General features: G+C 54.8%; 20 protein-coding genes. 14 read left to right on the plus strand and 6 right to left on the minus strand.

Annotation, left to right across the window (positions count from 1 at the left end; translation table 11 throughout):
- Positions 1 to 39 precede the first annotated feature (39 nt).
- Positions 40 to 1,179 (minus strand): extracellular solute-binding protein, encoded by a 1,140-nt coding sequence (locus C5523_RS15050; protein WP_039079275.1) that lies wholly within the window; start codon positions 1,177 to 1,179, stop codon positions 40 to 42.
- Between the two features lie 29 nt (positions 1,180 to 1,208).
- On the minus strand, positions 1,209 to 2,258 hold the full coding sequence (locus C5523_RS15055) for an ABC transporter ATP-binding protein (RefSeq protein ID WP_108701420.1): 1,050 nt from the start codon (positions 2,256 to 2,258) through the stop codon (positions 1,209 to 1,211).
- Positions 2,259 to 2,475: 217 nt separating this feature from the next.
- On the opposite strand from C5523_RS15055, the gene C5523_RS15060 reads away from it, so the two are divergent.
- From C5523_RS15060 to C5523_RS15070, 3 genes are read left to right on the plus strand one after another with little or no spacing between them, the layout of a single operon-like run.
- Positions 2,476 to 3,246, plus strand: a complete 771-nt coding sequence (locus C5523_RS15060; protein ID WP_108701421.1) for an MBL fold metallo-hydrolase — start codon at positions 2,476 to 2,478, stop codon at positions 3,244 to 3,246.
- Positions 3,243 to 4,262: a LacI family DNA-binding transcriptional regulator gene (locus C5523_RS15065; RefSeq protein ID WP_039079278.1), complete on the plus strand. Its 1,020-nt coding sequence runs from the start codon at positions 3,243 to 3,245 to the stop codon at positions 4,260 to 4,262. The genes C5523_RS15060 and C5523_RS15065 overlap by 4 nt, the downstream gene beginning before the upstream one ends.
- A 9-nt stretch (positions 4,263 to 4,271) precedes the next feature.
- Positions 4,272 to 5,036: an inositol monophosphatase gene (locus tag C5523_RS15070; RefSeq protein ID WP_039079279.1), complete on the plus strand. Its 765-nt coding sequence runs from the start codon at positions 4,272 to 4,274 to the stop codon at positions 5,034 to 5,036.
- Here the strand turns inward: C5523_RS15070 and C5523_RS27885 are convergent.
- Positions 5,033 to 5,155: a hypothetical protein gene (locus C5523_RS27885; RefSeq protein WP_255423149.1), complete on the minus strand. Its 123-nt coding sequence runs from the start codon at positions 5,153 to 5,155 to the stop codon at positions 5,033 to 5,035. The genes C5523_RS15070 and C5523_RS27885 overlap by 4 nt on opposite strands.
- A gap of 323 nt (positions 5,156 to 5,478) precedes the next feature.
- Between C5523_RS27885 and C5523_RS15075 the strand changes: the two genes are divergently transcribed.
- Positions 5,479 to 6,663, plus strand: a complete 1,185-nt coding sequence (locus C5523_RS15075) for a fimbrial protein (RefSeq protein WP_155525399.1) — start codon at positions 5,479 to 5,481, stop codon at positions 6,661 to 6,663.
- A gap of 79 nt (positions 6,664 to 6,742) precedes the next feature.
- Here the strand turns inward: C5523_RS15075 and C5523_RS27710 are convergent, their stop codons facing one another.
- The gene (locus C5523_RS27710) at positions 6,743 to 7,210 is read right to left on the minus strand and encodes a hypothetical protein (RefSeq protein ID WP_223878699.1); all 468 of its coding nucleotides are present in this window, start codon (positions 7,208 to 7,210) and stop codon (positions 6,743 to 6,745) included.
- A 200-nt stretch (positions 7,211 to 7,410) separates the two neighbouring features.
- Here C5523_RS27710 and C5523_RS15085 point away from each other — a divergent pair, with 200 nt between their 5' ends.
- Positions 7,411 to 12,090, plus strand: a complete 4,680-nt coding sequence (locus C5523_RS15085) for an ATP-dependent helicase (protein WP_108701423.1) — start codon at positions 7,411 to 7,413, stop codon at positions 12,088 to 12,090.
- 11 nt (positions 12,091 to 12,101) lie between these two features.
- On the opposite strand, the gene C5523_RS15090 is transcribed toward C5523_RS15085, so the two are convergent.
- Positions 12,102 to 13,016 carry a LysR family transcriptional regulator gene (locus C5523_RS15090; protein ID WP_108701424.1) on the minus strand — a complete coding sequence of 305 codons (915 nt, stop codon included), beginning with the start codon at positions 13,014 to 13,016 and terminating at the stop codon, positions 12,102 to 12,104.
- Positions 13,017 to 13,130: 114 nt separating this feature from the next.
- Here C5523_RS15090 and C5523_RS15095 point away from each other — a divergent pair, with 114 nt between their 5' ends.
- The 3 genes from C5523_RS15095 to C5523_RS15105 all read left to right on the plus strand — a co-directional run bounded on the left by C5523_RS15095 (position 13,131) and on the right by C5523_RS15105 (position 17,088).
- Positions 13,131 to 13,574 carry an ester cyclase gene (locus C5523_RS15095; RefSeq protein ID WP_039079283.1) on the plus strand — a complete coding sequence of 148 codons (444 nt, stop codon included), beginning with the start codon at positions 13,131 to 13,133 and terminating at the stop codon, positions 13,572 to 13,574.
- Between the two features lie 116 nt (positions 13,575 to 13,690).
- Positions 13,691 to 14,518 carry a hypothetical protein gene (locus C5523_RS15100; RefSeq protein ID WP_108701425.1) on the plus strand — a complete coding sequence of 276 codons (828 nt, stop codon included), beginning with the start codon at positions 13,691 to 13,693 and terminating at the stop codon, positions 14,516 to 14,518.
- A 176-nt stretch (positions 14,519 to 14,694) separates the two neighbouring features.
- Positions 14,695 to 17,088 carry a phosphoketolase gene (locus C5523_RS15105; RefSeq protein ID WP_108701426.1) on the plus strand — a complete coding sequence of 798 codons (2,394 nt, stop codon included), beginning with the start codon at positions 14,695 to 14,697 and terminating at the stop codon, positions 17,086 to 17,088.
- Between the two features lie 15 nt (positions 17,089 to 17,103).
- On the opposite strand, the gene C5523_RS15110 is transcribed toward C5523_RS15105, so the two are convergent.
- Complete coding sequence (locus C5523_RS15110; protein ID WP_039079286.1) at positions 17,104 to 17,430, minus strand: four-helix bundle copper-binding protein; 327 nt, start codon at positions 17,428 to 17,430, stop codon at positions 17,104 to 17,106.
- 514 nt (positions 17,431 to 17,944) lie between these two features.
- On the opposite strand from C5523_RS15110, the gene C5523_RS15115 reads away from it, so the two are divergent.
- The 6 genes from C5523_RS15115 (at position 17,945) to C5523_RS15135 (ending at position 21,471) form a co-directional block, all read left to right on the plus strand.
- Complete coding sequence (locus tag C5523_RS15115; protein ID WP_064572407.1) at positions 17,945 to 18,118, plus strand: general stress protein; 174 nt, start codon at positions 17,945 to 17,947, stop codon at positions 18,116 to 18,118.
- Between the two features lie 202 nt (positions 18,119 to 18,320).
- The gene (locus tag C5523_RS27265; RefSeq protein WP_125124805.1) at positions 18,321 to 18,506 is read left to right on the plus strand and encodes a hypothetical protein; all 186 of its coding nucleotides are present in this window, start codon (positions 18,321 to 18,323) and stop codon (positions 18,504 to 18,506) included.
- A gap of 705 nt (positions 18,507 to 19,211) precedes the next feature.
- Entirely contained in the window at positions 19,212 to 19,394 is a 183-nt protein-coding gene (locus tag C5523_RS15120) for a general stress protein (RefSeq protein WP_039079287.1), read from the plus strand.
- A gap of 103 nt (positions 19,395 to 19,497) precedes the next feature.
- On the plus strand, positions 19,498 to 19,995 hold the full coding sequence (locus C5523_RS15125) for a ferritin-like domain-containing protein (protein WP_039079288.1): 498 nt from the start codon (positions 19,498 to 19,500) through the stop codon (positions 19,993 to 19,995).
- Positions 19,996 to 20,067: 72 nt separating this feature from the next.
- Positions 20,068 to 20,574, plus strand: a complete 507-nt coding sequence (locus tag C5523_RS15130) for a ferritin-like domain-containing protein (RefSeq protein ID WP_039079289.1) — start codon at positions 20,068 to 20,070, stop codon at positions 20,572 to 20,574.
- A 21-nt stretch (positions 20,575 to 20,595) separates the two neighbouring features.
- Positions 20,596 to 21,471 carry a manganese catalase family protein gene (locus C5523_RS15135; RefSeq protein ID WP_039079290.1) on the plus strand — a complete coding sequence of 292 codons (876 nt, stop codon included), beginning with the start codon at positions 20,596 to 20,598 and terminating at the stop codon, positions 21,469 to 21,471.
- Positions 21,472 to 21,485 lie beyond the last annotated feature (14 nt).

Below are 21,485 nucleotides of genomic sequence, written 5' to 3' on the forward strand. Positions count from 1 at the left end.
TAGCCAACGCACCTGCAGCTTGAAGGATGACGGGTATGATTAATTGGCGACCTGGCTTTCATAGCCCTCTTTTATGTCGTCAAAGTAAGGGGTAATCGGGAAGCTTTTGCCGTAATCCGCCAGCGCTTTCGGCGAGATTTCCGCAAACAGTTTCTGCCAGGTCGCCGGATCCAGCTTCGGCTTCACATGTTCGGCATCAATACCCGGGTACCAGTTAAACTGTTTCACAATGCCTTGCGCCTGTACGTCCGGGCTGGTTGCCAGCTCGATAAACTCACGCGCAAGCTGCGGATTTGCCGCCTTTGCCGGGGTGACGTAGTACATCGGTTGCCCTGGCATACCCGGCGAAAGCAGCGTCAGTTTGATGGACGGCGGCAGTTTGCCCTGATCTTTCCAGCTATAGAACATATCCACCCACACCGGACCCATCGTGATCTCGCCACGGCTGAGCATATCGAGCGTCCCGGCATTGCCTGGCGTAAAGGTCACGTTCTTGTTGAATGCCTTTAACTTCTCGAACGCCTGACTCCAGTTTTTCTCCACGCCTTTGTCGTAAGGCAGTGCGGACAGACGCTGAGCATCCGTACCATAGGCGTACATCCAGCCCACCACAAAGCTCACGCCGGACATGCCGTTCTTGATCCCGTTATAGCCAAAGGCCTGCGGGTTTTTCTGCGCCCAGTTCACCAATTCATCGTAGGAGGCAGGCGGGGTTTTGATCGCCTCGCTGTTCCATGCGATAGCGGTCTGGCTTAAAAACATCGGCATGACGTACCCGTCGACATTCACGCCGAGGGCATTTTTCGCGTTATCCGCGCTCACCATGCTGCCGGTGCTGATCTGCTGACGGTATTTCGCAAGCAGCCCCTTTTCCACCAGTTCGCCACCGGCTTTTTGGTGAACGACCGCCACATCAATATCCCAGGTTTTCGCGTCGCTCTCTTTTTGCGCGGTCAGTTTCTCGATGATTTTGTTCGAACCGGCATCGCCCGGACCGGTGCCCACCACCTGGACTTTGACGCCAGGATGCGCCGCTTCAAATTTCGGCCCCAGCCAGGTTTTTACGTAATCCACCATATTCTGATCGCCTGCTGTGGCAACGTTCAGGATGGTGTCGGCCTGTGCGCCGTAGCTCAAAAACAATGCAGTCACTACCGCAGCTTTCGTTTTAATAAACATGGTCTATCCCCAAAATGAACACGATGATGTCAACTTGCTTGTGATGATGGAAAAATATGTAACGCGGGTGCCGGGACGTGGAGCCGGACGGTTGACTGCGCGGGCCAGCACTGTGTTGAATCCGCCAGTAACAGTCGATCCTGGCAGCGCACGCTGTGGCGATATAAATTGCCAAGAAACGCACTTTGCTCGACAACGCCATTGAGCGTTAATCCCTCTTCTGGGGTGCCCGTACTTAATGCACTGAGTGCCGCATCGGCGCTGCGAAAATAAAGAGTGCGGTCACGGAAATCGTCGGCTGAATATTTCCCCTGGGTACGCAGGGAAATATTCTGCACGGCAAAGAGTTCGTTTGCGGTAATTTTATTATCGGCCCCCATAAAATCGGCAACAAAAGGCGTTGCCGGACGCTGATAAATATCCTCCGGGGTGCCTATCTGTTCGATTCGGCCATTATTTAACACCGCAATACGATCGGCCATTACCAGCGCTTCCTGCTGATCGTGAGTAACAATTAATGAGGTGAATCCGAGGCGTTTTTGCAGCGCCTTAATTTCATGGCGCACATTGAGGCGGACTTTGGCATCGAGGTTCGACAGGGGTTCATCAAGCACCAGCACGTCGGGTTCGATCGCCAGGGCACGCGCCAGAGCGACACGCTGGCGCTGGCCGCCGGAAAGTTCTGTCACCTTCACATCCGCAAGACCGGTGAGATTGACAATGTTCAGCAGATCCGTAACCCGACGGTCAATGTCGTCGCGTCGCCATTTGCGCAGCTTTAACCCGTAGCCAATATTGCGCGCCACCGTCAGGTGCGGCCACAACGCGTAGCTCTGAAACACCATGGTGATATTGCGCTGCTCTGGCGCGCTGTGGGTAATATCGCGATGGGCAACGGCAATCTCCCCGCTTTGTACCGGAATAAAACCGCACAGCGCATTTAACAGTGTGGTTTTTCCACAGCCCGACGGGCCCAGCAGGGCAATCATTTCCCCTTTTTCGACCTGCAGATCGATATTATGCAGCACGACCTTATCGCCATAGCTAATTTTAAGACCGCTTATCTGTAAATAACTCATATTCGCTACCCAAAAAATCGCTGCTTATTTTTTCAAGCCGATGAACACGTGTTCATTCGAATGTAAAAAAAATGCAATGTTGACTCGACATTATGTGAGCCTACTTTGTCGGGTATTTGTGACAATTTAATTAAGACTCTGGTCATCAGGCTATTTTATTTGTCCGTTTGGCCCAGGGCAGTGCTCAGAAGCCTAAAAATTTTTTGGTGAGGGAAAAATGAAAATCGATGTTCTTGGCTGCGGTAGCGCTTTCTCCCGTGAACAAAATACCTCTGCGCTGCGGGTCATTGACGAGGCGAACCGGCAATGGTTGATTGACTGCGGCCCCACGATTCCCCGTGCACTCTGGCAGCGCGGAGGGGATATCAACGATATCGACGTTATCTATTTCACCCATGTTCACCCGGATCACTGCGTCGGGCTGACGGCTCTGCTGAACTACTGGAAAAGCTTCTCGCGCCAGAAACCGCTGGTTATCTATTGTCAGCCACAGCAGCGCCCGGTACTGATGCAACTGGCGGCGCTGGCTAACTGGCCGCAGACCACCCTGAGTTTCGATCTCGACTGGCGCGACACCACCGACGCATGGCACTGGCACGACTGGCATATTCGCACCGCCGAAACCCGGCATGAACTGACCAACCGCGCCATTCGCATTACCTATGGCGGGCGGACGCTGTTTTATAGCGGCGACGGTCGCCCGACGGCGGCGTCCATCGCGTTAATGGCCGGGGCCGACCTCGCCTTTCAGGAGTGTGCTTCACTGACCGCGCTCAGCGACGATGCCTCACACGGCGATTTCCCCTCCTGTCTGGCGCTTTTCCGGCAACTGGCTATCCCGGCTTTTGGGCTCTACCACTGCTATGACGCGATACTCGATGATCTTAAGACCGCCTGTCAGCCCTGGGATGGCCTGTTTGTCAGTCACGACGGCCTCCAGTTGCCACTGGATACGCCCCAGATTGACGGTGAGGAACGCCCGGCATGAGCGCCCTGCCTCGTAAACAGAGCGTGACCGCGCAGGATGTCGCCCACCGGGCGGGCGTCTCGCGGGCGGTGGTCTCCCGCGCGCTCAGCAATAACGGCAGTATCTCTCCCGACACCCGTGAGCGTGTATTGCGCGCGGCAGAGGAGCTCGGCTATCAGGTCAATTTCCTCGCCCAGGGGCTGAATCGCCGCCGCAGTCATCTGATTGGGGTCATGGTCTCGCGCATCAGCGATCCGTTTCGCAGTAGTTTGCTTGACGCTCTGCTTGGCGAGATCCAGCGTCGCGGTTTTCAGGCACTGGTGAGCGAAATTCGCAGCGAGCAGGATCTGGCCCGCACGCTGCGTCGCTTTGCCCAGTTTCGCGTCTCCGGGGTCATCGTCACCTCCGGGCAACCGCCGGAATCACTGGTCAACGAGTGCGTTTCACAACAGATCCCTGTGGTGGGCATCAACCGTCAGCCGGATATCCCATTTGTGGATTATGTCTGTTCCGACAATGTCTGCGGCGCGACGCTCGCCGCCGGGCAACTGGTCGGCAATGGCTGCCGACGTTTCGGCTGGCTCAATACGTCTCACTCCACCTGGGCCGGGCGGATGCGTGGCGATGCGTTTTATCAGGCGTTGCAGGCACTCGGTGTGGATACCACGCGCGATCTGCAGGCGCTCATCGCCCCTACGGAGGGGTACGACGGGGGTGTTGAGGCGGCTTTAAGCGCAGATGCGAATCTTGAAGGCATCTTCTGTGCCAATGCGCAGCTCGCCTGCGGTTTTCTTGACGGGATGCGCCAGCGCGGCAGACACGCCCCGGACGATTTTCAGCTCATTGGTTTTGACAATACGCCACAAACGGCGCAATACAGTTATCAACTGACCACCCTGCATCAGGATGTTGCGGAAATTTCCCGCCAGGCCTTAACCCGCCTGCTGGAACGGGCCGACGATCCGCAACAGCCTTCGCGCACGACATGGGTGGATGTGCAATTAATTCATCGGCGCACGTCGCCATTATCTCAATAAGAGCAGGCCATGACGGAAGAACAGCAGCAGTCATTATGTGCATTGATTCGCCAGTTGGGCGCACAGGCGCAGGCATTACGTAACGCGGGGTTACAGGTCGATAAAAAGGCCCGCCAGGATTTTGTATCTCATGCGGATCTGTTTGTCGAAAAGGAGGTCAAAAGCTGGCTCAACAGCCACTGCCCACAGGATGGTTTCCTCGGAGAAGAGAGTGGTCTGCAAGGGGGTGAGCAAGGTACCTGGGTGCTCGACCCTATCGACGGGACCACCAATTATATTCAGGGGATGGATTACTGGTGTATTTCGCTGGCTTATGTTCGCCATAACGTGATTGAACTGGGGATTGTCTATGCCCCGGATCGTGATGAGTTTTTCGTTGCCCGCCGTGGTAAGGGAGCGTTTCTTAACGAGCAGCGTTTGACGCTACGCGAGCCGGATCCGGATACGGTGATTATTGGGATGGGGCGCTCGAGCCGCGCGCCGGTGGAAAACTATACCCGCACGATTGCCCGTGTGATCAATGCAGGTATGGAGTATCGCCGGTTTGGTGCCGGGGCGCTGATGCTGGCCCACGTCGCCACCGGGCAGGTGCATGCCTATTATGAGGAGCATATGAATAGCTGGGATGCGCTGGCGGGACTGCTGCTTATCGTTGAAGCAGGCGGCACCAGTAATGCGTTTCTCGCCGATAATGGGCTGATCAATGGCAATCTGGTGCTGGCCGGTTGCGTCGATGTGCAGGCGCGTCTTTCCGCTCTGCTGGTTGGTCACTAACCTCTTCCTGCAAAAAACTCCCCGGTGGCGCTACCGCTTACCGGGGCTACCTGCTCACCTTCACGCTTGTGATAGCCCGGATCAGGCGCTTGCGCCGCCATCCGGGTTCGGTTGCGCACAATAACAAATAAGCCTCATATATTGGATTGCCAATCTGATTTGTATTGAAAATAACTCACCGTCCATGCATCATACCCGCCACATCATCGGATGCATCCCATCGCCTTCCCGTACAGAAGGAAAACCCTGATGACCGCGAGCAACCTCGCCCGGTCAGGGTTTCTATTACCCGCAAAAATACAAGCCGAAAAACGTATTGTCGTGATTTATCGTTTGAGCGAAAAACACCCGACAAATCCGTAACTTGGGAAGATATAATATCTTTCTGTGGTGAGTTATTGTACTGTGCCCCTTCAGGACGGTGTTAGAACCAAGGAGAGGCATGATGCGATTAGTAATAGTGGCGGGCTGTATTATCGGGGCTTTAGGCAGCGGGGAACTTGATGCAGCCACAGTGAGTTATACCGTGACAGGTACGGTAAATAATATAGCGACGCTTTATCCCACCGACACCACAATAGGCACTGGTATTCCGAACTGCACAATGCTTACCGGAGTAATACATGCAAAACTGGCGCCAGCGAACAACGTATTGCCAAACGCAAATGTAAGTACGGTTTATTACCTTGCAACAAATCAAAGCGCCGTCGAAGTTTGCGTTGGCCAGCAGCCCGGTTACAAAATCTATAAAACGAATATTGACGGGATTGGCATCTCCTATAACGATTCTGATAATTCTTCGCAAAATAATGGAAAGCCGATCCCCCCGTGGTCGCCAAACACCAGTAATATATTGCAAAAATTAACGCAGGCTTATATTGCGACTGGCATCAATATCGATCCCTGGGTCTCCGTGCGTTTGTGGCGGTATTCATCGGCAACCGATACGCTTCCCTACGGGCAAGTGATGGTTACCGGCCCTGAGGTTTACCAAACAGTTGGCCCTGTGGCCGGAGACACCTTTGGGAAGTGTAATACCAAATGGGCGGGGGATCAGTGTATTGTGAATGAGGTTATCCCGCGAATCACTACGGCTATCTATTCCGGCACCTGTGAGTTTGTCAATGCGGCAAAAACGGTGCAGATGGGTAAGCGCAATATTCCGACCAATGCCCCAGAGGGTTACGGTACGCAATGGGTGGATGCCAGCTTCCAGCTAAACTGCCCTAAAGCATTTGGCTCCTATCAGGACCCCGCTAATATTGCCACGGCTACACAGAATAAGGCCGTAACGATCAAAGTCGTCCCCCGCACCACAGTGATTAATACCGATAAAGGTATCTTCGCGCTTGACGGCACCGGGGCGCAAGGCGTGGGTATCCAACTGGCATGGGGTGATTACGCCAGCCAGAACAGTGGCAACCCCACAAAGCCGGTCAAGCTGAACACGGCCACCGATGCCAGCACCATCAGCAACAATATCGCGGCAGGGCCTTTTGCCGTGGGAAGCGTCACCGTTGCCGGCGGCGGCTGGGTGAATATGGCGGCACGTTATGTGCGTACCACCGGCACGGTGCAGCCCGGCCCGGCGAATGCAATTATTGAAATTTTCGCCAACTACGAGTAGTCGCCGTTTCAACCGTTTGAAATAATTGCATTTAGTAACCCGGATCAGGCGCCTGCGCCGCCATCCGGGTTCCGTATCACTACACCGATGTCGCCAGACTACAGATAGCCGCCAGCATCACAATAAACAGCCCCCACCGACCAAACCGCCGCAGCACGCGCCATTGCTGAAACTCACGCTCATCAGCTTCATCCATCAGCCGTTCCGCCGCTTTCTCTACTTCTCCGCACGCCGCCGACCTGCGCACGAGAATATGCGTATAATATTTGCGCATGACATAAATCGTGATTTGATTCCAGATAAAGGTGGCGGGCAGCAACGCGCAAATAATGGTCACAAAACTGTGTGCGAATGTCCCTTTACCAGGGAAAACGCGATCAAAAACGACAGAAAGCCCCACCATCAAACCCAAATAAACAACGCCCCCCAGCCAGGTCTCCACATGGCTGTTGGCACGCGATCGGGCTTCTTTGTAATTTTTATGGCCGACGCTGGCAGGCAGCCCCGCAAGCTCCGGAATATCTTTACCACTCCAGTAGATCTTCATCTCAACCCTCATCCCGAATAAACGACGCATTTACGATATCCGCAATGTCAATCCGGGTATATTAAATTCTGCGTAAACCATCACGTCATTGTTATTAAGGGCAAAAACCCATCGGCTCAACCCCCGGCGTCTGCGTTACACTTATCCTTCAACCCTAATTACTATTCCGGCCGCGGCAGACATCACAGGGAGCAGGAAAGATGTCAAAGAAAACCATTTTACCCTCCGTACTGGCTGAGATCTTTTCGCCCGCCACCCGCGACTGGTTTGTCTGCGCTTTTCAGCACCCCACGCCGGTACAGGCGAAAACATGGGCGGCAACCAATGCCGGGGAACATGTGCTCGCCATCGCGCCTACCGGTTCAGGTAAAACGCTGGCGGCCTTTCTCTACGCCCTGGACCAGCTTTATCGTGAAGGTGACGCCCCCGCTGAGGAGGCGGTCGAGAGAAAAAAAACCACGCGCATTCTCTATATCTCGCCGATAAAAGCCCTGGGCAGCGACATTCAGCGCAACTTACAGATCCCGTTACAGGGCATCAGCGAACAGCGGAAAAAACTCGGCGCGCCGGAAGTGGCAATCCGCGTGGCGATGCGTACAGGCGACACCTCTTCTCAGGAGCGGGCAACGCTTGTGCGCCATCCTCCTGATATCCTCATCACCACGCCGGAGTCGCTCTACCTGATGCTCACCTCCAGGGCGCGTGAAACATTGCGCGGTGTCGAAACGGTTATCGTCGATGAAGTCCATGCGGTGGCGGGCAACAAACGTGGCGCGCATCTGGCCCTCAGCCTGGAGCGGTTAGATGCCCTGCTTGCCAGACCAGCCCAACGTATTGGCCTGTCCGCGACGGTGCGTTCACCGGGCGAGGTTGCGCAGTTTCTGGGGGGCGATCGCCCGGTTACCGTGGTCAACCCACTGGCCCTTCGCCATCCGGATATTCGTATTGTGGTGCCCGTTGCCAATCTCGATGACGTCCTCTCCACCAGTGCCGGAACCGGGGAAATCAGCCACGCGGGCAGAGAAGGCTCCATCTGGCCGCATATCGAATCCGGTATCCTCGACCAGGTACTCAGCCACAACTCGACCATTGTGTTTACCAACTCCCGCGGTCTTGCGGAAAAACTGACTGCCCGGCTCAATGAACTCTATGCCTCGCGCATGGCAGAATCGCCCGAAGAACAAAGCGACTCTGCGCACTTTGTTTCGTCCTCCGGGGCGACATCCAACCGTGCACAAACCGGGCAGGTGTTTATCGCCCGTTCGCATCATGGATCCGTATCAAAAGAACAAAGGGCCATCACAGAACAGGCGCTGAAATCCGGGGAATTGCGCTGCGTGGTCGCCACATCAAGCCTTGAACTGGGGATTGATATGGGGGCAGTGGATCTGGTGATTCAGATTGCCTCCCCCCTTTCTGTTGCCAGCGGCTTACAGCGTATCGGCCGCGCCGGACATCAGGTGGGCGGTATATCGAAAGCCCTTTTCTATCCGCGCACCCGGCGTGAGCTGATTGATTCCACGATCGTGGTCGACTGTATGCTGGCGGGTAAACTTGAGACCCTGACCCCGCCGCGAAATCCCCTTGATGTGCTGGCCCAGCAAACTGTCGCCGCCGTTGCCATGGATGCGCTAAACGTGGATGACTGGTATGCCACCGTTTGTCGCGCAGCGCCGTGGAAAGCGCTGCCACGGGATGTCTTTGACGCCACGCTCGATATGCTGGCGGGACGCTATCCTTCCGGTGATTTCTCTGCTTTCCGGCCACGGATTATCTGGCAGCGGGAGAGCGGCCAGCTCACCGCCCGCCCCGGCGCGCATCTGCTGGCGGTGACCAGCGGCGGCACCATCCCTGACCGGGGAATGTTCAGCGTCCTGCTCCCGGAAGGGGAAGAACAGCCAGGTGCCCGGCGGGTGGGCGAACTTGACGAAGAGATGGTCTACGAGTCCCGCGTTAATGACATCATCACTCTGGGGGCCACCTCCTGGCGCATCCAGCAAATCACTCATGACCAGGTGATTGTGACCCCGGCCCCCGGTCGCTCCGCCAGGCTGCCGTTCTGGCGCGGCGAAGGGAACGGGCGTCCCGCCGAACTCGGCGAACTGATCGGCGATTTTATGCATGCCCTTGCCGACGAGGCATTTCTCGCCTCACCCAACGCGCTCGCCTTGCCGGGGTTAAGCCACGATGAAAACGCGCTTGCCAACATCAAAGGGCTCATTGAGGAGCAACGCAGCGCCACGGGGATCATTCCGGGCAGCCGACATCTGGTGCTCGAGCGCTGTCGCGATGAAATGGGCGACTGGCGCGTCATCCTGCATTCGCCGTATGGCCGTCGGGTGCATGAGCCCTGGGCGCTGGCGATCGCCGGACGTCTTCACGCGTTATGGGGGGCAGACGCCTCCATTGTCGCCAGTGACGACGGTATCGTCGCCAGGCTACCGGATACCGAGGGAAAAACGCCGGACGCCGACGTATTTCTTTTCGAACCCGAAAAATTAGGCCGACTTGTCCGGGATGCGGTGGGCAACTCTGCGTTATTTGCCGCCCGTTTTCGCGAGTGCGCCGCGCGCGCATTGCTTATGCCTGGGCGCACGCCTGGCCGTCGCTCCCCCCTCTGGCAACAGCGCCTGCGTGCGGGTCAGTTGCTGGAGATCGCACGCGGCTATGCGGATTTCCCCATCTTGCTGGAAACCGTACGCGAGTGTCTGCAGGACGTGTACGACCTGCCCGCGCTGGACAGGCTGATGCGCCGCCTGAACACCGGGGAAGTGCAGATTTCCGGGGTGACGACGACCACCCCGTCGCCTTTCGCCGCCAGCCTGCTCTTTGGCTATGTGGCAGAATTTATGTATGAGTCCGATGCCCCGCTCGCCGAACGCCGGGCCTCGGTATTGTCTCTGGATAGCGAACTGCTGGGTAACTTGCTGGGCCAGGCCGATCCTGGTGAGTTGCTCGATCCGTTGGTCATTCGCCAGATCGACGATGAGTTGCAGCGCCTGGCCCCCGATCGCAAAGCCCGAGGCAAAGAAGGCCTTTTTGACCTGCTGCGCGAACTGGGCCCGATGACGCCAGACGATCTCGCCGCGCGCCACCGGGAGAGCCGGGATGCGGTTAACCTCTGGCTGGAGGAACTGCTGGCGGAACGGCGCGCCTTTGTGGTCACGATTGGCGAAAGCCAGCGCATCGCCTGTATGGACGATGCCGCACGGCTTCGGGATGCGTTGGGGGTGCGGTTGCCGGCGGATCTGCCCGACATCTGGCTTAATCCGGTGGCGACCCCGCTCGCTGACTTATTTTTGCGCTATGTTCAGACCCACACGTTGTTTACCGTCCAGCAGATCGCCCACGCCTTCGGCCTTGGCGTCGCCGTGGCGCAAGAGGCGCTGGAAAAATTGCGCGACCAGGGCAAAGTGATGCGCCTGCGCGCCGGGAAACCTGCACAGCCAGACGCGCGCACTGCGTCAGACTGGGTGGGTGAAGAGATTTTCCGTCGCCTGCGTATCCGCTCGCTGCAGGCGGCCCGCGAAGCGACACGCCCGGTCCCGGCGACGGCTTTTACCCGTCTGCTGCTGGAGCGCCAGGGGTTGCTTGCCGGGTCTGATGGCAGCCCGGCGTTTCATAGCAATTTATCCGGCGGCGTGTTTGAAGGCGTTGACGGCGTCCTGCGCGTTATCGAGCAACTGGCCGGGCTGGGCTTACCGGCAACGCTGTGGGAAAGCCAGATTTTACCCGCACGCGTGCGGGACTACGCCCCGGAGATGCTTGATGAGCTGCTTTCAACGGGCGAAGTGATCTGGTCCGGGCAGAAAAAACTCGGTGATGATGACGGGCTGGTCGCCCTGCATATCCAGGAGTATGCAGCGGAAACCCTGAGCGTGCCGCACGCAGACAGCGCGGCACTCTCTCCGCTACAGCGGGACATTCTGGCGGCACTTGCTAACGGCGGAGCCTGGTTCGCCCACCAGCTCAGCACGCTTATTGATTCGCACCGCGCCCCAGACGATGAGACGCTGACGCCGGATGCCCTGCATGAAGCGCTGTGGGGGCTGGTCTGGCTGGGGTATATCACCACCGATATCTGGTCGCCTCTGCGCGCGTTATCCCGCATGGGGAGCACGTCCCGCCCGTCATCTCAGCGTCGCGTTCGAAGCCGACGCGGGCGTCCGGCGCTGGCGCCCCACCCGGCCAGGGCGGTGCACATGTCGTTCAGTACGCCGACGCTTGCCGGGCGCTGGTCGTTGTTGCTCGCCGATACACTCAGTGACACCGAATGGTTACTTGCGCTGGCAGACAATATGCTCGACCGCTACGGCATAGTCAGCCGACGGGCGGTGATGATGGAGAACCTGCCTGGCGGTTTTCCGGCAATGCAGACCGTCTATCGCAATATGGAAGATGCCGGGCGTATTCTGCGCGGGCGTTTTGTAGAAGGGATGGGCGGCACGCAATTTGCCGAACGGCTGACCATTGACCGTCTGCGCGAGCTGTCGACGACACAACCTGAAAAAGCTGTCTTCACGCCGGTCGCGCTGTCTGCCAGCGATCCGGCGAACCCCTTCGGTACGCAATTGCCGTGGCCGGTTCATCCTTCCTCACTGGTGCCGACTCGCCGCAATGGCGCGCTGATTGTGATTGCCGGGGGCATACTGCGCCTCTACCTTGCTCAGGGCGGAAAAAAGATGATTGTCTGGATGGATGATGACGATGCCATCGCCGGGCAGGTCTTCCGTGCGCTGGCGGTTGCGCTGCGCCGGGAGCCGCGTCTGCACTTCACGCTGGAAGAGATTAACGACACGCCTGTACGCCAGATGCCGCTCTTTACCCTGCTGCGGGAGGTCGGTTTTTCGAGCTCACCGCGCGGGCTGGACTGGGGGTAACCCCCTTTTTGTTACATCAGTTCGCTGGCACAGGCGCATATCAACTTGCGCAGCCACTTTTGCGCGCTCCCCCCGTCGGAACGGCGGTGCCAGAGCAAATTGAACTCAATGGCAGGCAGTTCTACGGGTGGCGTCAGCATCACCACGTCCCTGCTCTGCTCGCTGGCAAGCACGCTGCGCCTGAGCACCGTCGCGACATAATGGGTCTGCTGAACAATGGAGGACACAGCAACCATGACCGGTAAAGTCAGGCGGATCTCCCGGCGTAACCCTTTGGCCCTGAGCCACTCGTCCACAAGGCCATAATGGCTCCCCTCCGGGGAGACAAGGATGTGCCCCATGCTGAGATAGGTTTCGAGCGTCATGCCATCGCGTGCCGCATCGCTGTCACGCCGCACCAGGGTGACAAACTCATCGCTGAAAAGCGGCTGTGAGAGGATGCGGCTTTCTGACTGGGTGGGCGCGATGCCGATGACCAGATCAACTTTGCCGGCATCCAGCATCGACACCGCTTCATCACGATCAACAAACGTATGCACATGGATCGTCACCCCAGGCGCCTGCTGGCTGATGGCGCGCATAATACCCGGCAGCAACACCAGCGTTGGGTACTCAGACATCCCCAGCGTAAAGGCGATTTTTTTCTCCTGCGGCGCGAAGGCGTCATCCGGCGTCAGCAGGTTTGTCAGCTCCTGCAGCGCTTTCGTCACATGGACCGCAATCTCCTTCGCCCTGGCAGTCGGCACCAGACCAGAGGCGCTGCGAATAAAGAGCGGGTCGGCAAAATGGCTTCGCAGGCGCGACAGTGCCGCGCTCATCGCAGGCTGACTCACCGAGGCCCGAATAGCCGCGCGGGTGACATTCTGCTCTTCCATCAGCGCATCAAAGGCCACCAGCAGATTCAGATCAAGCCCTCTAAAATCCATAGAACGAATATTCCTCTATATCTGTTATCTATTTCATTTATACCACCTGCCGATGGGATACTGGCGGCACATTAAAGCATTTCCCCAAAAAGCGTCCCAGCCAGAGGTAAAACCATGTCAGACCATGAAGAAATCGCCCATCGCCTTTTGACAGAACGTAAAGCCGTCGAAACGCTCTACCAGGCCTTTAGCCTGCAACAGCCAGATTTAGTTAATGAGGCCGTTACCGCAGACTGGGCCGATATCCCGTTAGCGCCCGGCCAGCAGCCAGGGCCGGAAGGGCTCAAGCCAATCATAGCGATGTTTGCCGCGGCGTTCCCGGATGTGCGTATCGTTATTCATGACGTCATCCAGGTACCGGGGCAGATTGCCGTGCGCGCCGAGATAACCGGTACGCATAAAGGCACCTTTATGGGGATTGCCGCGACGGGTAAAAAAGTGAGCATTCGCCTGCATGAGATGCATCAGCTTAACGGTGAGCGTATTACGGCCACCTGGCATATGGAGGACTGGCTCGGTCTGTTCATGCAGCTAGGTCAGTTTCCGCCGCAACCCTAACTACCCGCCTTTTCGCACCCTCTTCTGGCGCAGCGCCCTGAGAGGGTGTGAATAGTGTTAAAGCATTTCGCAAAGCGTGCCGTTAATAGAAAGAATGGACCTCCGGAGTGATACGCATGCTACGACCAACCCTCACAGGTAATGCCAGCTTTTCGTTATCCACCGCGACATCGGACACGACGTCCCGAAACCGCGAACAAAATTCAGCATCCGCGCTGCCACAGCAGGCAACGGCCACCGCCGATAGCACGGTCTCGTTGAGCCAACAGGCGAAAGATTACTACACTAATCTGCAAAACGACCTTGAAGCCGTTAACCGGTTGAATGAGTTCAGCGCCGCCTCACGCAAAGCCGACGCGCGCGCCAAACTGGAAGCGATAAAGCGAGAAATTGAGCGCCTTAAAGCCATGCTGATGCGTTTTGGCAATGCCTCTGCTTACGTCCTTAAACAGCTTAAACAACTCTCGGCCCAGATGGGTCAGGCGGCATCGCAACTCGGGCAGAGTGACAGCGCCAGTACAAGCAATAGCGTCGACACAAGTAGCAGCGGTACGGCGGCGTACAGTGCGATTCAGTCCCTGGCAGACGGCAATGCCGGGAGCAAAACTGACGCTATGGCCGCTGCACGCGCCTCCGACGGCGGCCAGGAAAACCACAAGTCAGCGAGTGATGACAGCGAAACCAGTGATAGCGCTGGGCTGACGCAATCGCTTTATAGTGGTATCCGTGAGCAGTTGCAGGAGAGCGACTCGCGGCATAAAGACGCGCAGCTATTAAAAGATGTGGTGCGTGAACTGCACTCATTGTTGTCGATGGTCAAAAGCAAAATGCGCGATGAAGACAAAGATGACCGCGACGTGAAAAAAGATATCGATGCGGTGCAACAGCAGCTTAATACCGGCGATCAGGTCATGCAGCAGATGGGCTTTCAGAGTATCGTCTGACCGCATTTAATCCGAAGCTTTCTCACCGCTAACCCCCCCTCGTTCAAATCCGCACGCCGGTGCGGATGTTTCCATCCTTGCGGCGTTATGCCGTCGCCAAAATCACCCTGTCTATACTTGGCCTGTACTGCGTCTGAATCTGCGTGGCACGCATAACCCCTTGCATGGAGAACTGCATGACCCAGATAAACTCACTTACCGACCATGATCTCGCCTTGCTTGACCGTTACTGGCGAGCAGCCAATTATCTCTCCGTCGGGCAAATCTACCTGATGGACAATCCGCTCTTGCGCGAGCCCCTCAAACCAGAACACATCAAACCCCGCCTGCTGGGACACTGGGGAACCACGCCGGGTCAGAACTTTATTTATGCCCACCTGAACCGTGCCATTCGTCAGCGCGATCTCGATATGCTGTATGTATGCGGACCCGGACACGGGGGGCCGGGTATGGTGGCCAATACCTGGCTTGAAGGCACCTACAGCGAAATCTACCCCGACGTTACTCCCGATGGCGAAGGCATGAAAAAGCTGTTTCGCCAGTTCTCCTTCCCCGGCGGGATCCCCAGCCATGCGGCGCCGGAAACGCCCGGTTCCATTAACGAAGGGGGCGAGCTGGGTTATTCGCTTTCCCATGCTTTCGGTGCCGTGTTCGATAACCCAACGCTGATTGCCGCCTGTGTCATTGGTGATGGTGAAGCAGAAACCGGGCCACTCGCCTCAAGCTGGCACGGTATAAAATTTCTCAATGCCGCCCGCGATGGCGCGGTTCTACCCATACTGCATCTCAATGGCTATAAAATTGCTAACCCGACCATTCTCGGTCGCGCCAGCGATGAAGACCTGCGCCAGCTATTCCGTGGCTATGGCTACGAACCGCTGTTGGTTAGCGGCCACGAGCCAAAAATCATGCACCACCAAATGGCCCAGGTGCTGGACGACGCGCTGGATACCATTCGTGATTACCAACACGCGGCGCGAAGCGGCAGTGCCGCTGCATCCGTGCCGCGCTGGCCGCTGATTATCCTTCGCAGCCCCAAAGGATGGACCGGTCCACAAACGGTTGACGGTAAAAAAGTGGAGAATTTCTGGCGCGCACATCAGGTTCCGGTTTCATCGTGCCGTGAAAATGAAGAACACCGACACATCCTGGAACACTGGATGCGCAGCTATCATCCCGACGATCTCTTTGATGAGCAGGGACGCCTGCATCCAGAACTGCGCGCCCTTGCCCCGACAGGCGATAAACGGATGGGAGCCTCGCCCTGGGCGAATGGCGGTCGGCTGCGCAAAGAACTGATCTTACCTGAGCTGGCGTCGTACGCCGTAGAGGTCACCTCACCGGGCGATAGCCAGGCAGAATCCACCGCCGCACTGGGAGCGTGGCTTGCAGGTATTTTTCAGCGTAACCCGGATAATTTTCGCCTGTTCGGACCGGATGAGACCGCATCGAACCGGCTAAGCCGCGTTTTTGACGTCACCAGCCGTACATGGCTGGAACCGCTTAAATCGTATGATGAGCAACTTGCGCCCGATGGCCGGGTCATGGAAATTCTCAGCGAACATCAGTGTCAGGGGTGGCTTGAGGGGTATCTGCTGACCGGACGTCATGGTCTGTTCAATTGCTATGAAGCGTTCATTCATATTGTCGACTCCATGTTCAATCAGCATGCCAAATGGTTGAAGGTGTCGCGCCATCTGCCCTGGCGCGCGCCAATATCGTCCCTCAACTACCTGCTCTCTTCCCATGTCTGGCGACAGGACCATAACGGTTACAGCCATCAGGATCCGGGTTTTCTCGATCATGTCGCCAACAAGAAAGCCGAGATTGTCCGTATTTATCTGCCGCCGGATGCCAATACGTTACTGTGCGTAGCCGGGCACTGCCTGCAAACCTGGGATCGCATTAATGTCATTGTGGCCGGAAAACAGCCCGCCCCACAGTGGCTGACACTGGAGGGTGCGGCAAAACACTGTGCCGCCGGGATGGGCATCTGGTACTGGGCCGGTACGGTATCGGAAGGCGAAGCGCCGGATGTAGTGATGGCCTGTGCGGGCGATGTGCCGACAATGGAAACACTTGCTGCCGTCGACCTTCTGCGTAGCTATGTGCCAGAACTGCGTATCCAGGTGGTGAATGTGGTGGACTTAATGGCGCTACAGACGCAGGAGCAACACCCGCATGGCCTGAGTGAAGAGGCTTTTGATGCGATTTTTACGCGTGATAAACCGGTTATCTTCGCTTTTCACGGCTATCCAAGTCTGATTCACCGTCTCACTTACCTGCGTAACAACCATCAAAATTTTCATGTTCGCGGCTTTATGGAAGAAGGCACCACCACGACACCCTTTGATATGACGGTGCTTAACGGGCTCGACCGTTTCCATCTGGCCCAGGAGGCGCTTTTGCGCATACCGTCTTTGCAGGGAAATGTGGAGGATATTCTGGAGGCGTTACAACAGAAGATTGCCGCGCACCATCAATATGTGCGGGAATATGGCGAGGATCTCCCCGAGGTGCAAAACTGGAAATGGCCTTCCCAACAAGGGGAAGGCACAGTTCCCGAGTAACTTAATATCGGGATCTCAGGCGACCATTTGCAGGCACGCTTGTGCACAGGCCCGACAGGCCTGTGCACATTGCTGGCAATGCGCGTGCTGATGCCTGCCACACTCTTCCGCACAGGCTCTACAAACATCCACGCAAATACGGCAAAGCGGCATAATATGATCGCTTTCCAGCGTCATAAATTGAGCCGCCAGGCGACACAGCGCGGAACACTGCACATCCAGCTTGATGCAATTTCGCATCATCGCAAGGTCATCTTCGTTCAGACAGCTTGCGGCACAATGCTCGCAGGCGATGGCACACTGATAACAGGCATCGATACAGTCTTGATGTTCGGAATGCATATTCGTCTCCTCATGTTGATAAGCGACTCACGTCATCTGACATTCGCCCTCTCACGTAAAATCAACTTCTTATGTTCCGATGTCACACTCAGCCACGGCGTATTAAAAAGGCGCAACACGTCAAAAACGCAGAATGGCATATTCAATAAGCCATCGATTTAATACACAGTTCTTACTGAGCGTAGAATTTGTGCGCACAACATTTGTAAAGATTTGTATATATACAGCTTTAATGGCAGAAAAAACCAGCAACATCCCATAACAAATAACAGATGTAATGAATATTCCTGAATTACATTTCTCACCAACTCTATTGATTCAATAACGTTTTATTTTTGCTGCAACTTTTTATTTTTAGAAATCAAATAAATTACTCCCCTCGCTTTGCGACAAAATGTTTCTGCGCTGCGCTTTGACGAATTTACGCGAACAGCTAGAGTTAATTCCTGAACGCGATTGATACGGTATTAGTTGTCGTATCGATTATATCAAAAACCCATACGGGAGATATAGAATGGCGGAACATAGAGGCGGCTCAGGTAATTTCGCAGAAGACCGTGAGAAAGCATCAGAAGCAGGGAAAAAAGGCGGACAGCACAGTGGGGGTAATTTTAAAAATGACCCTGAACGTGCTTCTGAAGCCGGTAAAAAAGGTGGCCAGAACAGCCACAGCGGTGATAAAAAATAACGTTTATTTTATCACCACGCTTAATACTCATTGAGCGTCGATAAACGAGTCGGTAACGGCTCGTTTACTTTTTTTGAAGCTTACTGACGGCTTTACCGATAACACTTAACCCACTGCAAACAAGGAGCTTATAACATGAAGTCATTTACCCTGCCACTGCACTGCACACGCAGTCAAACCGTAAAAAATAGGAGAGTTGTTCATGCCAGCACAAGATCCACCAGAGCAAAATGAATCGACAATAGCAGATAACACTACCGTTACTTCACCCGATATCATCACTATTCATTACTCTGATAACGACGATATACCGCTTCGTCTTGCCCCCTGGCAGTTACGTCTGGTGAGATGTTTAGCCAATCGCAAGCTACCGAATAAAGAAGAATAAAAGGCAACTCATTTTCAGCGTTATTCTCATCCCTTTTCTCCTTATTATTCTGTAACGGCCTGGTTTTATTGCATACCCGACAATACTGTCTCCTCATCACCCATTTATTTATCTCTCTGACCGGTTCAGGCACTGTCCGAATGCGACCAGTTAGTGAGTTTCCTGCTTAATCAGCATAAGGAATATGTCATTGCTACCAGATGCAGGGGAAATCCCTCTGCGCCTGCGGTTGTATGTCTCTATAAGCGATCGTACCCAATTCTGCTGTTTCGCTTACTTTTGGAGCAGGGCATGAACCACCCCTAATTAGGTATCTTTGTCATTTATCAGCAATTTATTGGGTATCCCCCCTACTGAGATAAGTCTTAAAATGATTAAAATACGTTATCAATCGCAGATAAAAAACCGGCGAGAAATGTCAATTAATGTCAAGAAAAGTCGTCAGGATCCCTGGTTTTGATAGATAGCAACCCACGTTATTAATGCATTTGCATTGAACTTTGACTTAACCCCCTTATTTGAAAAGATATATGCTAGATACCACTATCGCTTAAAATAAAACCACGAGGTTAATTTTTATTCGATAATAAGTTTACCGCTTCGCTTTGACTAATTTCAGTACTCGGCTAGTTTTTAATACGAACACCGACGACATGAGATGCAAAATATGTCGTTTTATTTAAACAACGAAACTGGAGAAATAACATGGCTGAACATCGTGGCGGTTCTGGTAATTTCGCAGAAAATCGTGAAAAAGCATCCGAAGCAGGTCGTAAAGGTGGTCAAAATAGTGGCGGTAATTTTAAAAATGATCCGCAACGCGCCTCTGAAGCAGGTAAAAAAGGCGGTCAACAAAGCCATGGCGGCGGCCGCAAATCGGGTGACTAATTTTTCATCGATTAATTAATTTTAACGTTTGGTTTAATAGCAATACTGATAGCGAGTCGGTTTCGGCTCGCTATTATTTTCGCTGACCTCGAGGGTAATATTTATGCAGATCAATTCACTGACTGATTTCTTTATCCATGGCCTGTCTGATATTTACAGTGCAGAAAAGCAGCTCACTCGTGCATTATCGAAACTTGCCCGCGAATCGTCGAATGTTGAACTCGCTGACGCGTTTAAAAAACATTATGAAGAAACACAGGGGCAAATTGAGCGTCTCGACCAGCTCATTGAAGCCGAACCGAATATCAAGCTCAAGCGTATGAAATGCCATGCGATGGAAGGGCTTATTGACGAAGCAAATGAAGTTATCGAAGCCACAGAAAAAGGCAGTGTTCGTGATGCCGGGCTTATTGCCGCTGCGCAAAAAGTTGAACATTACGAAATTGCTTCTTACGGCACGCTCTGTACGCTGGCAAGCCAGTTAGGGCTTAAAAAAGCCTATGACCTGCTTTCCGCGACGCTTGAAGAAGAAAAAACCACCGATAATCTTCTCACAAAAATTGCCACCTCATCGATTAATAAAAAAGCCGAAGGCAAATAGACGCCCTCGTAATGCATTCGCTTAATTTCACTTACCGGTAAGTAAAAATGACGACGATGAAAGGAAAAGAACATGACCCCACAAGAGAATTATCACGACTGGTTGCGCGATGCCCACGCGATGGAAAAACAGGCCGAATCCATGCTCAACGCCATGAGCAAACGTATCGATAATTATCCGGACCTGCGCGCGCGAATTGAACAACACCTGACGGAGACTCAGGGGCAGATCACCCTTCTTGAAGAGGTGCTTGATCGCAACGGCATCAACCGCTCCATCATGAAAGATGCCACCAGTAAAATGAGCGCCATGGGTCAGGCCGCGGGCGGCATGTTCGCCTCGGACGAGATCGTAAAAGGCGCGATTAGCAGCTACGTTTTCGAGCAGTTCGAAATCGCCTGTTATACCTCATTAATCAGCGCGGCAAAAAAGGTGGGCGATACCGCAAGCGTTGCGACCTTTGAGCAAATCCTCGCCCAGGAAGAGGCCATGGCCGACTGGGCACTTAAACATCTGCCGGATGTGACCGAACAATTTTTACTGCGTGACGCCGCCGACGGCGTAGAAGCGAAAAAATAACACGACACATCAGGAGAGACTATGTTTCGACACGTTAAACAGTTGCAATATACCGTTCGCGTCAGTGAGCCGAATCCCGGTCTCGCCAACCTTTTACTGGAACAGTTCGGTGGCCCGCAAGGCGAATTAGCCGCAGCCTGCCGTTATTTTACCCAGGGACTGGGGGATGATGATGTCGGTCGCAAAGAGATGCTGATGGACATCGCTACCGAAGAACTGAGCCACCTGGAAATCATCGGATCTCTCGTGGGAATGCTCAATAAAGGCGCTAAGGGCGAGCTTGCAGAGGGGACGGAGAACGAAGCAGAGCTTTACCGTTCGTTAACGCAGAACGGGAATGACAGCCATGTCACCTCCCTGCTCTACGGCGGCGGCCCGGCTTTGACGAACTCTGCGGGTTATCCCTGGACGGCGGCGTATATTGACACCATTGGTGAAGTGACGGCAGATCTTCGTTCGAATATCGCGGCCGAAGCGCGTGCCAAAATTATCTACGAGCGCCTGATTAACGTCACTGATGATCCGGGTGTGAAAGATGCGCTGAGCTTCTTAATGACCCGTGAAGCCGCGCATATGCTCTCTTTTGAGAAAGCGCTCTATTCGATTCGCAACAATTTCCCGCCGGGCAAATTGCCGCCTATCGAACAATACACCAACGTCTATTACAACATGTCCGAAGGGGACGACCCGCGTGGCAGTTGGAATAGTGATGAAAACTTTGAGTACGTTGCCGATCCGCAGCCTGCCGTTGACGGTGGCGATGGTTTAGCCTCTGTCACGCTCAGCAAAGAGCAGCAGGCGCTGGTGAAAGCCATGGCTAAACGTACCCAGTCTGACCCTTCTGTCGACCCCCTAACCGGTGCCGAACTCGGAAATGGGGAACCACAACCCAAATAACATCAGCAGTCGCA

The sequence above is a fragment of the Phytobacter sp. SCO41 genome (assembly GCF_003073275.1).
Classification (GTDB): domain Bacteria; phylum Pseudomonadota; class Gammaproteobacteria; order Enterobacterales; family Enterobacteriaceae; genus Phytobacter; species Phytobacter diazotrophicus.

Coding starts and splice junctions, on each gene's coding strand:
- C5523_RS15120 (WP_039079287.1), top strand. CDS start 19,212: ATGGCTGAACATCGTGGCGGTTCTGGTAATTTCGCAGAAAATCGTGAA.
- C5523_RS15105 (WP_108701426.1), top strand. CDS start 14,695: ATGACCCAGATAAACTCACTTACCGACCATGATCTCGCCTTGCTTGAC.
- C5523_RS15050 (WP_039079275.1), bottom strand. CDS start 1,179: ATGTTTATTAAAACGAAAGCTGCGGTAGTGACTGCATTGTTTTTGAGC.
- C5523_RS15115 (WP_064572407.1), top strand. CDS start 17,945: ATGGCGGAACATAGAGGCGGCTCAGGTAATTTCGCAGAAGACCGTGAG.
- C5523_RS15055 (WP_108701420.1), bottom strand. CDS start 2,258: ATGAGTTATTTACAGATAAGCGGTCTTAAAATTAGCTATGGCGATAAG.
- C5523_RS15135 (WP_039079290.1), top strand. CDS start 20,596: ATGTTTCGACACGTTAAACAGTTGCAATATACCGTTCGCGTCAGTGAG.
- C5523_RS15090 (WP_108701424.1), bottom strand. CDS start 13,016: ATGGATTTTAGAGGGCTTGATCTGAATCTGCTGGTGGCCTTTGATGCG.
- C5523_RS15070 (WP_039079279.1), top strand. CDS start 4,272: ATGACGGAAGAACAGCAGCAGTCATTATGTGCATTGATTCGCCAGTTG.
- C5523_RS15085 (WP_108701423.1), top strand. CDS start 7,411: ATGTCAAAGAAAACCATTTTACCCTCCGTACTGGCTGAGATCTTTTCG.
- C5523_RS27265 (WP_125124805.1), top strand. CDS start 18,321: ATGCCAGCACAAGATCCACCAGAGCAAAATGAATCGACAATAGCAGAT.
- C5523_RS15075 (WP_155525399.1), top strand. CDS start 5,479: ATGATGCGATTAGTAATAGTGGCGGGCTGTATTATCGGGGCTTTAGGC.
- C5523_RS27710 (WP_223878699.1), bottom strand. CDS start 7,210: ATGAAGATCTACTGGAGTGGTAAAGATATTCCGGAGCTTGCGGGGCTG.
- C5523_RS15065 (WP_039079278.1), top strand. CDS start 3,243: ATGAGCGCCCTGCCTCGTAAACAGAGCGTGACCGCGCAGGATGTCGCC.
- C5523_RS15060 (WP_108701421.1), top strand. CDS start 2,476: ATGAAAATCGATGTTCTTGGCTGCGGTAGCGCTTTCTCCCGTGAACAA.
- C5523_RS15100 (WP_108701425.1), top strand. CDS start 13,691: ATGCTACGACCAACCCTCACAGGTAATGCCAGCTTTTCGTTATCCACC.
- C5523_RS15130 (WP_039079289.1), top strand. CDS start 20,068: ATGACCCCACAAGAGAATTATCACGACTGGTTGCGCGATGCCCACGCG.
- C5523_RS15110 (WP_039079286.1), bottom strand. CDS start 17,430: ATGCATTCCGAACATCAAGACTGTATCGATGCCTGTTATCAGTGTGCC.
- C5523_RS15125 (WP_039079288.1), top strand. CDS start 19,498: ATGCAGATCAATTCACTGACTGATTTCTTTATCCATGGCCTGTCTGAT.
- C5523_RS15095 (WP_039079283.1), top strand. CDS start 13,131: ATGTCAGACCATGAAGAAATCGCCCATCGCCTTTTGACAGAACGTAAA.